Source organism: Kitasatospora sp. NPDC090308, from assembly GCF_044769485.1.
Lineage (GTDB): Bacteria > Actinomycetota > Actinomycetes > Streptomycetales > Streptomycetaceae > Kitasatospora > Kitasatospora fiedleri.
The window spans coordinates 190,606-204,330 of sequence record NZ_JBIVXY010000008.1 but is presented as its reverse complement, the minus strand read 5'-3'; the positions used below and the strand labels follow the sequence as shown (position 1 = coordinate 204,330).

Here is a 13,725-nt window from a genome sequence, read left to right as displayed (position 1 = left end):
AGCGGCCCGGACCCGCGGAACGGCCCGAGCCCGCGGAACGGCCCGCCGGGGCGGAGCCGCACGCCGGGCCGGAGACCGAACCGCACGCCGATCCCGAGCCCGAGCCCGAGCCCGAGGTCGAGGCCCCCGCCACCGACCCGGCCACCAGCGCCGCGCTGGCCGCCGACACCGCCGCCGCGCTCACCCTGCTGCGCGAGGGCGCGCTCGCCGTGCACGGCCGGGTCACCGACGCCTCCAACGCCGTCCTGTACTGCACGGTCACCCTGGACGGCCTGACCGCGCCCTGCGTGTACAAGCCGGTCGCGGGGGAGCGCCCGCTGTGGGACTTCCCCGACGGCACCCTGGCCGGCCGGGAGACCGCCGCGTACGAGGTCTCCGCCGCCACCGGCTGGCGGCTGGTCCCGCCCACCGTGCTGCGCGGGGGCCCGGCCGGGCCGGGCATGGTGCAGCTCTGGATCGAACCCGACCCGGAGGCGGCCGAGCTGCTCGACCTCCAGCCGCTGGACGACCCGCGCGCGGGCTGGCTGCCCATCGTCCGGGCCCAGCTGGACGGCGGCCGCCTGGCCTGGCTGGTGCACCGCGACGACGAACGCCTGCGCCGCCTCGCCGTGCTGGACGCCGTCCTCAACAACGCCGACCGCAAGGGCGGCCACTGGCTGCCCGCCGCCGACGGCCGGATCTACGGCATCGACCACGGCGTCACCTTCCACACCGACCCGAAGCTGCGCACCCTGCTCTGGGGCTGGGCCGAGGAGCCGCTCACCGCCGAGGCGCTCGACGTCCTGGGCCGGCTCGCCGCCGACCTGGACGGGCCGCTGGGGGAGCGGCTGCGCCCGCACCTGACGTCCGGTGAACTCGACGCGCTGAGGGCCCGGACGGCCGCGCTGCGGTCCGCCGGACGCCATCCGCTGCCGTCGGCGGAGTGGCCTTCTATTCCCTGGCCGCCGGTCTGATACCGATCCGAAACCGAGGAAGAACGGATTCCGGCCGATCGCGTCCATAGGTTGGTCTTTCAAATGATCGCAAGGTTAGAGTCGGTCCCATGCATGCCTGGCCCGCCTCCGAGGTTCCCGCCCTGCCCGGTCAGGGGCTTCCCCTGCGCATTTACGACACCGCCACGAGCAGTGTCCGAGAGGTCGTGCCCACCGGCCCGACCGCCCGGCTCTACGTCTGCGGCATCACCCCCTACGACGCGACCCACCTGGGCCACGCAGCCACCTACAACGCCTTCGACCTGGTCCAGCGGGTCTGGAAGGACGCCGGCCACGACGTCCTCTACGTCCAGAACGTCACCGACGTCGACGACCCGCTGCTGGAGCGGGCCGAGGCCACCGGCCAGGACTGGACCGAACTCGCCGAGCGCGAGACCGCGCTGTTCCGCGAGGACATGACCGCGCTGCGGATGCTCCCGCCCGCGCACTACGTCGGCGCCGTCGAGTCCATCCCGTGGATCGTCCCGCTGGTGCAGCGCCTGCTCGCCTCCGGCGCGGCCTACGAGGTCGACGGCGACGTCTACTTCTCGGTCGACTCCGACCCGCGCTTCGGCGAGGTCTCCGGCCTGACCCGCGAGCAGATGCTCCCGGTCTTCGCCGAGCGCGGCGGGGACCCGGAGCGGCCCGGCAAGAAGAACCCGCTGGACGCCCTGCTCTGGCTCGCCGCCCGCCCGGGCGAACCCGCCTGGGACACCGAACTCGGCCGGGGCCGCCCCGGCTGGCACATCGAGTGCGTGGCGATCGCGCTGCAGTTCCTCGGCATGGACTTCGACATCCAGGGCGGCGGCAGCGACCTCTCCTTCCCGCACCACGAGATGGGCGCCGCGCACGCCCAGGTCGCCCTCGCCGAGCACCCCTACGCCCGCGCGTACGTGCACGCCGGCATGGTCGGCCTGGACGGCCACAAGATGTCCAAGTCCCGCGGCAACCTGGTCTTCGTCTCGGCGCTGCGCCGCGACGGCGTCGACCCGGCCGCGATCCGGCTGGCCCTGCTCGCCCACCACTACCGCAGCGACTGGGAGTGGACGGCCGCCGACCTGGACACCGCCCTCACCCGCCTCGCCACCTGGCGCGCCGCGGTCTCCCGCCCGGACGGCCCCTCCGCGACCGCCCTGCTCGCCGAGGTCCGCGAGGCCCTGGCGAACGACCTGGACACCCCGGCCGCACTCGCCGCCGTCGACCGCTGGGCCGCCACGGCCCGGGCCGGGGGCGGCGAGGACACCGGCGCCCCGGGCCTGACCTCCCGCACCGTCGACGCCCTGCTGGGCGTGGCCCTGTAGCACCCCGCCCGACCCCCGCGCCCCCGCCGGGGGCGCGGGGAACCGCGCGAGCGACCAGGCGCCCGCACAGCACGATCGGCCCCGGGAGGGCACCACCCTCCCGGGGCCGATCCACGCTGCGGGCCCGCCTACTCCTCGTCCTCGTCCTTCGGCCGCTCCGTCGCGTGCCCCGTGATCGGCTTCTCGCCCGTCGGCCCCTGGTTGTCGCGCCGCCGCAGGTAGCGCTCGAACTCCCGGGCGATCGCGTCGCCGGACGCCTCCGGCAGCTCCGCGGTGTCCTGCGCCTCCTCCAACTGCTGGACGTACTCGGCGACTTCGGAGTCCTCCGCGGCGAGCTGGTCGACCCCCAGCTGCCAGGCCCGGGCGTCCTCGGCGAGCTCGCCCGGCGGGATGCGCAGGTCGAGCAGGTCCTCGACCTTGTTGAGCAGGGCGAGGGTGGCCTTGGGGTTGGGCGGCTGGGAGACGTAGTGCGGGACGGCGGCCCAGAAGGTGACGGCCGGGACGCCGGCGTGCGCGCAGGCCTCCTGGAGGACGCCGACGATGCCCGTGGGGCCCTCGTAGCGGCTCTCCTCCAGGTCGAGCGAGCGGGCCAGCGTGGCGTCCGAGGTGACGCCGGAGACCGGCACGGGCCGGGTGTGCGGGGCGTCGCCCAGCAGCGCGCCCAGGATGACGACCAGTTCGACGCCCAGCTCGTGGGCGAAGCCGAGCAGTTCGTTGCAGTACGAGCGCCAGCGCATGCTGGGCTCGATGCCGCGGACGAGCACCAGGTCCCGCGGCTTGGGCTCGGTCACCCGGACCACCGAGAGCCTGGTGGTGGGCCAGGTGATCCGGCGGACCCCGCCGTCGAGCCAGATGGTGGGCCGGTTGACCTGGAAGTCGTAGTAGTCCTCGGCGTCGAGCGCGGCGAACACCTTGCCGCCCCAGGTCTCGTCGAGGTGCCCGAGTGCGGCGGAGGCCGCGTCGCCGGCGTCGTTCCAGCCCTCGAAGGCGCAGATCATCACCGGGTCGATCAACTCGGGAAGGTCTTCCAGCTCGATCACCCGGCGTTTCCCTCCGTCAGTGGCGGGGGCTCTGCCGCCCCCGTGGTCCCTTACTGCCCAGCCTACGGGCATTGAATGCCGCCGTGGGCCGGGTGGCGGGTGCCAAGCGTAGTGGTGTCCGCCGACCGGCCCGACCGGTGCCCGCGGCGGCGCGTCCGTTCGCGGTTCGAACGGGGAACCAGCAGGCTGGGGCGGGGGAGTGCGACCCGTCGGAACCGCTCAGCACCGCGAGGAGAGAAGGACATGAAGGCAGCCGTCGTCCGGGCCTTCACCGAGCCGCTGGAGATCGAGGAGCGCGAGGTGCCCGCCCCGGCACCGCACCAGGTGCTGGTGCGGATCGAGTGCTCCGGCCTGTGCCACACCGACATCCACGCCGCGCACGGCGACTGGCCGGTCAAGCCGTCCCCGCCGTTCGTGCCCGGCCACGAGGGCGTCGGCATCGTGGAGGCGGCCGGCCCGGAGGTCCGGCACGTCGAGGTCGGCGAGCGGGTGGCGATCCCGTGGCTGGCCGACGCCTGCGGCCGGTGCGACTACTGCGTGAGCGGCTGGGAGACGCTCTGCCCCGACCAGCACAACTCCGGCTACTCGGTGGACGGCGCCTACGCCCAGTACGCGCTGGCGCACGGCGACTACGTGGTCCCGGTGCCGGACGGGGTGGACCCGATGGACGCCGCCCCGCTGTCCTGCGCGGGCGTCACCACGTACAAGGCGGTGAAGCTCTCCGGCGCCCGCCCCGGCACCCGGGTGCTGGTCTCCGGGATCGGCGGCCTCGGGCACCTGGCGCTGCAGTACGCCCGGATCTTCGGCGCCGAGACGGTCGCCGTCGACATCACCGACGACAAGCTGAGGCTGGCGGAGCGACTCGGCGCCGACCACGTCCTCGACGCCCGCACCCAGGACGTCGCGCACGAGGTGCGGAAGCTCGGCGGCGCGGACGCGGCGATCTCGCTGGCCGTCTCCAACGCCTCGTTCCGGGCCGCCTACGACTCGCTGCGCCGCGGCGGCACCCTGGTCCTGGTCGCCCTGCCCGCCGAGGGCGAGCTGACCCTGCCGGTGTTCGACACGGTGCTGAACGGGACGAAGGTGATCGGCTCGATCGTCGGCACCCGGCAGGACCTGGCGGAGGTGTTCCGGCTGCACCAGTTGGGCAGGACGGAGGTGATCCGGGAGACCCGGAAGCTGGAGGACGTCAACTCCTGCTTCGCGGAGGTGCTCGCGGGCAAGGTCTCGGCCCGGCTGGTGTTCGACCTGCGCTGACCCGGCGACGGGCTCCGGCCCCGGGGAGGACGGACCCGATCGGGTCCGTCCTCTTCTGCAAATCCACGCAAGCCGCTTGCGTTTTCTGTCGTACACTCGGCACATGACACGACGACTTGCCGAGGTGGCGAAGAAGGTCGGGGTCAGCGAGGCGACCGTCAGCCGGGTGCTGAACGAGAAGCCCGGTGTCTCCGAAGCGACCAGGGCGGCCGTTCTCACCGCCCTCGACGTGCTCGGTTACGAGCGGCCCACCCAGCTGCGCGGGGAGCGGGCCCGGCTGATCGGGCTGGTCCTGCCCGAGTTGGGCAACCCGATCTTCCCGGCGTTCGCCGAGGCGGTGGGCGGCGCGCTGGCCGGCCAGGGGTTCACGCCGGTGCTGTGCACCCAGACCGCGGGCGGGGTCTCCGAGGCCGACTACGTCGACCTGCTGCTGGAGCAGCACGTCTCCGGCGTGGTGTTCTTCGGCGGCCTCTACGCCCAGGGCGACGCCCCGCACGACCACTACCAGCGGCTGGCCGAGCGCAGCCTGCCCACCGTGCTGCTGAACGCGGCGATCGACCACCTGGACTTCCCCCGGGTCTCCTGCGACGACGCGGTGGCGGTCGAGCAGGCCTTCGGCCACCTGCGCCAGTTGGGGCACACCAGGATCGGCCTGGTGCTCGGCCCGCTGGACCACATGCCCTCGCAGCGCAAGCTCGCCGCGGCCCGGGCCGTGGTGGCCAAGCTGGGCCTGGAGCTGCCGGAGCAGCACGTCGAGCGGGCGCTGTTCAGCCTGGAGGGCGGCCAGGCGGCCACCACCCGGCTGCTGCGCCAGGGCGTCACCGGCGTGGTCTGCGCGAGCGACCCGCTGGCCCTGGGCGCGGTCCGCGCGGTGCGCCGGGCCGGGCTCGCGGTGCCGGACGACGTGTCGGTGGTCGGGTACGACGACTCCTCGTTCATGATGTGCACCGACCCGCCGCTGACCACCGTCCGGCAGCCGATCGAGGCGATGGGCCGGGCCGTGGTGGACCTGCTGGTCGGCGAGATCGCCGGGGTCCGGGTCACCCACGACGAGCTGCTGTTCGAGCCCGAGCTGGTGGTGCGCGGTTCGACCGCGCCGGCCCGCGAGCGGAGCTGATCAGCGGCAGGTAGCGGGCCCCTGACGGGGCGTCACGACAGGACCGCCGAGCGGGCGGGCACTTCGGTGCCCGCCCGCTTTTCGTATGCGCACGCTTGGACCGATCCGTTGACATGCTCGTAGCGTCGCTGTAACTCTTGGCTGCCATCACGCAAAAGATGGACAGAAGATTGTCATCTTCTCGACCTTATGAAGGGACGTCATGAGATCGAAGCGCATAACCGCGCGGCTGACGGCGTCGTCGGCCACGCTGGGAATGCTTCTGCTCGCCGGGCCCCTGCTCCCGGCGGCACAGGCGGCGGGAGGGCCGAACCTGGCCCTCGGCAAGGCCGTCACCGCCTCCAGCACCAACGGCACGTTCGGCGCCGGCAACGTCAACGACGGCAGCCAGGACAGCTACTGGGAGTCCAACGGCCTCGCCTCCGCGCAGTGGGTCCAGGTCGACCTGGGCTCGGCGGCCTCCGTCGACACGGTGGTGCTCAAGGTCCCCGGCTCCTGGGGCGCCCGGACCGAGACGCTCAGCGTGCTCGGCTCCACCGACGGCAGCAACTTCTCCACCATCACCGCCTCGGCGAACTACACCTTCGACCCGGCCTCCGGCGACAAGGCGACGATCTCCTTCGGGGCCACCACCGCCCGGTACGTGCGGGTCAACATCACCGCCAACACCGGCTGGCAGTCCGCCCAGGTCTCCGAGCTCGAGGTCTACGGCGCCACCTCCGCCTCCGCGAACCTGCTGGCCGGCCGCACCTTCACCGCCAGCGGGTACTCGCAGACCTACGTGGCCGGCAACGTCGGCGACAGCAACCAGGCCACCTACTGGGAGAGCGCCAACAACGCCTTCCCGCAGTGGGTCCAGGGCGACCTCGGCTCGGCCGTCCCGGTCAACAAGCTGGTGCTCAAGCTGCCGGCCGGCTGGGAGAAGCGCACCGAGACGCTCAAGGTCCAGGGCTCCACCGACGGCAGCAACTTCACCGACCTGGTGGCCTCGGCCGGCTACGTGTTCGACCCGGCCGCCGGCAACGCGGTGACCGTCAACCTGTCGACCACCACCACCCGGTACCTGCGGCTGACCTTCACCGGCAACACCGCCTGGCCGGCCGGCCAGCTCTCCGAGTTCGAGGCGTACGGCCCGACCTCCGGCGACACCCAGGCCCCCAGCGCCCCGTCCAACCTGGCCTACACCTCGCCCGCCTCCGGCCAGATCAAGCTGACCTGGAACGCGGCCAGTGACAACACGGGCGTCACCGGCTACGACGTCTACGCCAACGGCGCGCTGCTCACCTCGGTGTCGGGCACCACCCTGACCTACACCGACAGCCGCCCGGACAGCGCCACGGTGTCGTACTACGTGAAGGCGAAGGACGCGGCGGGCAACCAGTCCGCGGCCTCCAACACCGTCACCCGCACCGGCCAGGGCGGCGACACCCAGGCTCCCAGCGCCCCGTCCAACCTGGCGTACACCTCGCCGGCCTCCGGCCAGGTCAAGCTGACCTGGGGCGCGGCCAGTGACAACACGGGCGTCACCGGCTACGACGTGTACGCCAACGGCGCGCTGCGCGGCAGCGTCAACGGCACCACCCTGACGTACACCGACAGCCAGCCGGACACCGCGACCGTCTCGTACTACGTGAAGGCGAAGGACGCGGCGGGCAACCAGTCCGCGGCCTCCAACACCGTGGTGCGCACCGGCACCGGCACCGGGACGGGCACCAACCTGGCGGCGGGCAAGCCGATCACGGCCTCCTCGTCCACCTTCACCTTCGTGGCGACCAACGCCAACGACAACGACACCTCCACCTACTGGGAGAGCGCGGCGGGCAGCTACCCGAGCACCCTCGCGGTGAAGCTGGGCGCGAACGCGACCACCAGCGCGGTCGTGGTCAAGCTCAACCCGGGCTCGGCGTGGGGCGCCCGCACCCAGACCATCGAGGTGGACGGCCGCGAGCAGAGCGCGAGCGGCTTCAGCACGCTGGTCGCGGCCAAGAGCTACAGCTTCGACCCGGCGAGCGGCAACACCGTCACCATCCCGGTGAGCGCGACCGTCGCCGACGTGCAGCTGAAGTTCACCACCAACTCCGGCTCCAGCGGCGCCCAGGCCGCCGAGTTCCAGGTGATCGGCGTCCCGGCCCCCAACCCGGACCTGACCGTCACCTCGGTGAGCAGCAACCCGGCCACCCCCGTGGAGACCGACACCCCGACCCTGTCGGCGGTGGTGAAGAACACCGGCACCAACGCCTCCGGCGCCACCTCGGTGAACTTCTACCTCGGCGCCACCAAGGTCGGCTCGGCCAACGTCGGCGCCCTCGCGGCCGGTGCCTCCACCACCGTCTCCGCGCAGATCCCGGCGCAGAACGCGGGCAGCTACCAGCTGACCGCGAAGGTCGACGAGGACAACAAGGTCATCGAGCAGGACGAGACCAACAACTCGTTCACCGCCGCGGGCCCGCTGACGGTCAACCAGGTCGCCTCCTCCGACCTGGTCGCCGCCCCCTCGACCTGGTCGCCCTCCAACCCGGCGAACGGCAGCGCGGTGAACTTCACCGTCGCGGTCAAGAACCAGGGCACGGTGGCCAGCGCCTCCGGCAGCCACGGCATCACGGTGACCGTCTCGGACGCCACCACCGGCACCGTGCTGAAGACCCTGACCGGCGCGTACAGCGGCACGCTCGCCCCCGGCGCCACCAGCAGCCCGGTCTCGCTGGGCAGTTGGACCGCCGCCAACGGCCGCTACACCGTCAAGACGGTGATCGCCAACGACGGCAACGAGCTGCCGGTCAAGCAGACCAACAACACCTCCACCCAGTCCCTGTACGTCGGCCGCGGCGCCAACCTGCCGTTCGACAACTACGAGGCCGAGGACGGCGTGCTGGCCGGCGGCGCCCAGGTGGTCGGCCCCAACCGCACCATCGGCGACGTGGCGGGCGAGGCGTCCGGCCGCAAGGCCGTCACGCTGAACACCACCGGCTCCTCGGTGGAGTTCACCACCAAGGCCGCGACCAACACCCTGGTCACCCGGTTCTCCATCCCGGACGCGGCCGGCGGTGACGGCACCAACGCCACCCTGAACGTCTACGTCGACGGCACCTTCCTCAAGGCGATCGACCTGACCTCCAAGTACGCCTGGCTGTACGGCTCCGAGACCGCCCCGGGCAACGGCCCGAGCGCCGGCAGCCCGCGGCACATCTACGACGAGGCCAACGTCCTGCTGGGCACCACCGTCCCGGCCGGTCACAAGATCAAGCTGCAGAAGGACTCGGCGAACACCTCGCAGTACGCGATCGACTTCGTCAGCCTGGAGCAGGCCACCCAGGTCGCCAACCCGGACCCGGCCAAGTACGTGGTCCCGACCGGCTTCGCGCAGGGCGACGTGCAGGCGGCCCTGGACAAGGTCCGGATGGACACCACCGGCACCCTGGTCGGCGTCTACCTCCCGGCCGGCGACTACCAGACCGCGAACAAGTTCCAGGTCTACGGCAAGCCGGTGAAGGTCGTCGGCGCGGGCCCGTGGTTCACCCGCTTCTACGCCCCGACCAGCCAGTCCAACACCGACGTCGGCTTCCGGGCCGAGGCCACCGCCAACGGCTCGACCTTCAGCGGGTTCGCCTACTTCGGCAACTACACCTCGCGGATCGACGGCCCCGGCAAGGTGTTCGACTTCGCCAACGTCGCGAACATCACGATCGACAACATCTGGACCGAGCACATGGTCTGCATGTACTGGGGTGCCAACACGGACTTCATGACGATCACCAACTCGCGGATCCGGGACACCTTCGCCGACGGCATCAACATGACCAACGGCTCGACCGACAACCTGGTCTCCAACAACGAGGCCCGGGCCACCGGTGACGACTCCTTCGCGCTGTTCTCCGCGATCGACGCGGGCGGCGCGGACGAGAAGAACAACGTGTTCCAGAACCTGACCTCGATCCTGACCTGGCGCGCGGCGGGCATCGCGGTGTACGGCGGCTACGCCAACACCTTCCGCAACATCTACATCGCGGACACCCTCTGCTACTCGGGCGTGACGATCTCCTCGCTGGACTTCGGCTACGCCATGAACGGCTTCGGCACGGACCCGACGAACCTGCAGAACATCTCGATCGTGCGGGCCGGCGGCCACTTCTGGGGCTCGCAGGTCTTCCCGGCGATCTGGGTGTTCTCCGCCTCCAAGGTGTTCCAGGGCATCCGGGTGAGCGACGTGGACATCGTCGACCCCACCTACAGCGGCATCATGTTCCAGACCAACTACGTGGGCGGTCAGCCGCAGAACCCGATCAAGGACACCGTCTTCACCAACGTCTCGATCACCGGGGCGCAGAAGAGCGGCGACGCCTTCGACGCCAAGTCCGGCTACGGCCTGTGGGCCAACGAGATGCCGGAGGCGGGCCAGGGCCCGGCGGTCGGTGACGTCACCTTCAACCACCTGACCCTGAGCAACAACTACAAGGACATCCAGAACACCACCTCGACGCTGCACATCACCGTCAACCCGTAGGACCCCCCTGCCCCGGGACGGGGCGCACGCGGCCCCTGACAGCCGTCGTGCCCCGTCCCGGCGTGCTCGCAGCCCGGCTGCGTACCGGCGGCCCGTGACGCCCCCCTGTGGGGCCGTTGCGGGCCGCTGACGCGTTCCTGGAGTCGCTATGTCACGGTCCGCGCAAGCGAAAGTCACGTTTTTGCGAAATACCGTCGACATCTTGTGGCAACCTGGCGGCGACTGCTTAAGTAGTCGGCACATCCCCACCGCAAACCAACGGGCTTCCATGGCGCCTGCCGTCTGCTGCGCGCTGCCCTCCTGTGCTCGAAAGGGACCACCCCCCATGAACCGTGACCGGCTCCTCCGCAGATCCGTCGCCCTGGTCGCCGCGGCCGGCCTGGCGCTCACCGCCGCGGCCTGCTCGTCCAGCTCGGGCTCCTCGGACAGCGGCAGCAAGGGAGGCAACGCGGACGCCGCGGCGCCGCTCGACCCGAACACCAAGGTCACCATCTCGATCGACTGCGAGCCCCCGGTCACCAAGGCCGCCGAGCGCAAGCAGTGGGAAGACGACATCAAGACGTTCAACCAGCAGTACCCGAACGTCACCGTCAACTCGAAGGACGCCACGCCCTGCGAGGAGCCGCCGGCCTTCACCGCCCAGCTCAAGGGCAAGACCCAGACCGACGTCTACTACAGCTACTTCACCGACCTGAACCAGATCCTGGACGCCGACGGCGCCGAGGACATCAGCGCCTACGTCAACGACAAGAGCGTCCCGGCGCTCAAGGACATCGACCCGTCGGTGATGGCCACCCTCAAGTCGGACGGCAAGCTGTACGGCCTGCCCACCTCGAACTACAAGATGGGCCTGCTCTACAACCGCAAGCTCTTCACCCAGGCCGGCCTGGACCCGGACAAGCCGCCGACGACCTGGGAAGAGGTCCGCGCGGCCGCCAAGAAGATCGCCGCGCTCGGCAACGGCGTCAACGGCTACGGCGACTACAGCGCCACCAACCAGGGCGGCTGGCACTTCACCGCCGAGCTCTACGGCCTCGGCGGCTCGATGACCACCGAGGACGGCAAGAAGGCCGCCTTCAACACCCCCGAGGGCAAGCAGGTCCTGCAGAACCTGTACGACATGCGCTGGACCGACAACTCGATGGGCGCCACCCAGGGCCTCAAGTGGCCCGACCTGATGACCCAGATGTCCTCCGACAAGCTCGGCATGTACATCGGCGCCCCGGACGACATCACGTACATGGTCCAGACCCTCAAGGGCAAGTACGAGGACTACGGCATGGGCCCGATGATCGGCGGCAAGGGCGCCCTGCTCGGCGGCAACGACTACATCTTCAAGAAGGGGTCCACCCCGGACCAGATCAAGGCCGGCATCGCCTGGATCAACTTCAAGTACCTGACCATCGGCAAGGGCCAGTTCCAGTACTCCCGGAACAAGGCCGACGGCCTGCCGGTCGGCCTGCCGCAGCCCGCCTTCTTCACCGGCGCCAGCCTGGAGGCCGACAACAAGGCCAAGGCCGCCGACGCCACCGTCCCGGTCGCCAACTACGCGCCGTTCATCAACACCGCGGTCCCCGGCAAGACCGAGCCCGCCAACGCCCAGCAGATCTACAAGGTCCTGGACAACGCCGTCTCCGGTGTCCTGACCGACAAGAACGCCAGCGTCGACAAGCTCCTCTCCGACGCCGAGACCCAGGTCAACCAGGTCCTGGCGAGCCTCCAGTAACACCCCGACCGGGGCCGGCCGCACAGGCCGGCCCCGGCCCCGATTCCCCCCTCGGAGACACCCATGCGGCAAACACTGCGCCGAAACATCACCGCGCACGGTTTCCTGCTCGGCGCGCTGCTCTGCTTCGCCCTCTTCTCGTGGTACCCGATGATCCGCGAGATCGTGATGAGCTTCCAGCGCACCAAGCGCGGCCACACCCGCTGGGTCGGCCTGGACAACCTGCACCTGCTGACCCAGGACCCGGCGTTCTGGCAGGCCTGGCGCAACACCCTGCTGTTCACCGTGCTCGCCCTCGTGCTGGGCTTCGCGGTCCCCTTCGCGGTCGCCATCGTCCTGAACGAACTACGGCACGCCAAGGGCTACCTGCGAGTGCTGGTGTACCTGCCGGTGATGATGCCGCCGGTGGCCTCCGTGCTGCTGTTCAAGTACTTCTACGACCCCGGCTACGGCCTCTTCAACAGCATCCTGCACTTCCTGCACCTGCCGACCTCGGCCTGGCTCAACTCCGCCGACACCGCGATGATCTCGGTCGTCATCGCGGCGACCTGGATGAACATGGGCGGCGCCACCCTGATCTACCTGGCCGCGCTGCAGACCATCCCCGGCGAACTGTACGAGGCCGCCGAACTCGACGGCGCCGGCCTCTTCCGCCGGATCTGGCACGTCACCATCCCGCAGACCAGGCTGATCCTCTCGCTGCTCCTGCTGCTCCAGATCGTCGCCACCATGCAGGTCTTCGTCGAGCCCTACCTGCTCACCGGCGGCAACGGCCCGCAGGGCTCCACCACCACCGTGGTCAACCTGATCTACCAGTACGCGTTCAACTTCAACAACTACGGCGCCGCCTCGGCGCTCGGCCTGGTCCTGCTGCTCGTCCTCGCCGCCTTCTCCGCGGTGTACGTGCGGCTGTCCCGGGACAACGACTAGGAGGCCGCCGTGCGCACCCTGATATCCGACACCCAGCTCAACCGCCGCGGCGGGAAGATCGCCTACTGGACCGTCCTGACCGTCGTCGTGGTCGGCTTCACCCTGGTCTTCCTCGGCCCGCTCTACTGGCTGGTCACCGGCGGACTCAAGACCACCCAGGAAGTCATCCAGAACCCGCCGACGCTCTTCCCCACGTCCCTCCACTTCGACACGTACGGTGAAGCGTGGTCGAAGATGCGGATGGGCCGGCTGCTGTTCAACACGCTCTACTACGCGTTCGGCGCGCTCGCCTTCCAGCTGGTCTTCGACGTCGCCGCCGCCTACGCGCTCTCCAAGCTGCGCCCGGTGCTCGGCAACGTCATCCTCGGCATGATGCTGGCCACCCTGATGATCCCCTCCGCGGTGCTCATCGTCCCGCAGTACCTGACCGTGCTCGACCTGCCGCTGCTGCACGTCAACCTGGTCAACACCCCCTGGGCGATCTGGCTGCCCACCGTCGCCAACGCCTTCAACATCTTCCTGCTGAAGCGCTTCTTCGACTCCATCCCGAACGAGCTGCTGGCCGCCGCCTCGGTCGACGGCGCGGGCCCGATCCGCACCCTGTGGTCGATCGTCCTGCCGATGTCCCGGCCGATCCTCGGCGTGGTCTCCATCTTCGCCGTGGTCAACGTCTGGAAGGACTTCCTCTGGCCGCTGCTGGTGCAGACCGACCCGAAGAACCAGACCCTCAACATCGGCATCACCTCGCTCTCCACCGGCGTCCCGCAGAACGTGATCATCGCCGCGCTGGCCATCGCCTCCGCGCCGACCGTCGTGTTCTTCCTGATCTTCCAGCGCAACATCATGTCCGGCCTCACCGCCGGCTCCGTCAAGGGCTGACGC

9 protein-coding genes are annotated in these 13,725 nt (G+C 70.5%); 8 read left to right on the top strand and 1 reads right to left on the bottom strand.

The genetic code is table 11. The features are described from left to right. Positions 1-155 precede the first annotated feature (155 nt). Entirely contained in the window at positions 156-953 is a 798-nt protein-coding gene (locus tag ACIQVD_RS20440; protein WP_400679926.1) for an SCO1664 family protein, read from the top strand. Between the two features lie 89 nt (positions 954-1,042). Next, positions 1,043-2,272, top strand: a complete 1,230-nt coding sequence (mshC, locus tag ACIQVD_RS20435; protein WP_402290927.1) for a cysteine--1-D-myo-inosityl 2-amino-2-deoxy-alpha-D-glucopyranoside ligase — start codon at positions 1,043-1,045, stop codon at positions 2,270-2,272. 128 nt (positions 2,273-2,400) lie between these two features. Here the strand turns inward: mshC and ACIQVD_RS20430 are convergent, their stop codons facing one another. Then, on the bottom strand, positions 2,401-3,312 hold the full coding sequence (locus ACIQVD_RS20430) for a PAC2 family protein (protein ID WP_100839323.1): 912 nt from the start codon (positions 3,310-3,312) through the stop codon (positions 2,401-2,403). A gap of 243 nt (positions 3,313-3,555) precedes the next feature. On the opposite strand from ACIQVD_RS20430, the gene adhP reads away from it, so the two are divergent. From adhP to ACIQVD_RS20400, 6 genes are all read left to right on the top strand, one after another. Further along, the gene (gene adhP / locus ACIQVD_RS20425; protein ID WP_402290924.1) at positions 3,556-4,569 is read left to right on the top strand and encodes an alcohol dehydrogenase AdhP; all 1,014 of its coding nucleotides are present in this window, start codon (positions 3,556-3,558) and stop codon (positions 4,567-4,569) included. Between the two features lie 103 nt (positions 4,570-4,672). Further along, a complete protein-coding gene (locus ACIQVD_RS20420; protein WP_100839321.1) occupies positions 4,673-5,686 on the top strand; it encodes a LacI family DNA-binding transcriptional regulator in 1,014 nt (337 codons plus the stop codon). A 202-nt stretch (positions 5,687-5,888) separates the two neighbouring features. Further along, complete coding sequence (locus ACIQVD_RS20415) at positions 5,889-10,187, top strand: discoidin domain-containing protein (RefSeq protein ID WP_400679567.1); 4,299 nt, start codon at positions 5,889-5,891, stop codon at positions 10,185-10,187. A gap of 325 nt (positions 10,188-10,512) precedes the next feature. Next, the gene (locus ACIQVD_RS20410; RefSeq protein WP_400679570.1) at positions 10,513-11,913 is read left to right on the top strand and encodes an extracellular solute-binding protein; all 1,401 of its coding nucleotides are present in this window, start codon (positions 10,513-10,515) and stop codon (positions 11,911-11,913) included. Between the two features lie 63 nt (positions 11,914-11,976). Beyond that, positions 11,977-12,843, top strand: a complete 867-nt coding sequence (locus tag ACIQVD_RS20405; RefSeq protein ID WP_100839318.1) for a carbohydrate ABC transporter permease — start codon at positions 11,977-11,979, stop codon at positions 12,841-12,843. Positions 12,844-12,852: 9 nt separating this feature from the next. Continuing rightward, complete coding sequence (locus ACIQVD_RS20400; RefSeq protein WP_282203573.1) at positions 12,853-13,722, top strand: carbohydrate ABC transporter permease; 870 nt, start codon at positions 12,853-12,855, stop codon at positions 13,720-13,722. Positions 13,723-13,725 lie beyond the last annotated feature (3 nt).

What these genes read in the sequence shown, in the direction of transcription:
- mshC (WP_402290927.1), top strand. Translation starts at nt 1,043, where the DNA reads ATGCATGCCTGGCCCGCCTCCGAGGTTCCCGCCCTGCCCGGTCAGGGG.
- adhP (WP_402290924.1), top strand. Translation starts at nt 3,556, where the DNA reads ATGAAGGCAGCCGTCGTCCGGGCCTTCACCGAGCCGCTGGAGATCGAG.
- ACIQVD_RS20420 (WP_100839321.1), top strand. Translation starts at nt 4,673, where the DNA reads ATGACACGACGACTTGCCGAGGTGGCGAAGAAGGTCGGGGTCAGCGAG.
- ACIQVD_RS20415 (WP_400679567.1), top strand. Translation starts at nt 5,889, where the DNA reads ATGAGATCGAAGCGCATAACCGCGCGGCTGACGGCGTCGTCGGCCACG.
- ACIQVD_RS20410 (WP_400679570.1), top strand. Translation starts at nt 10,513, where the DNA reads ATGAACCGTGACCGGCTCCTCCGCAGATCCGTCGCCCTGGTCGCCGCG.
- ACIQVD_RS20405 (WP_100839318.1), top strand. Translation starts at nt 11,977, where the DNA reads ATGCGGCAAACACTGCGCCGAAACATCACCGCGCACGGTTTCCTGCTC.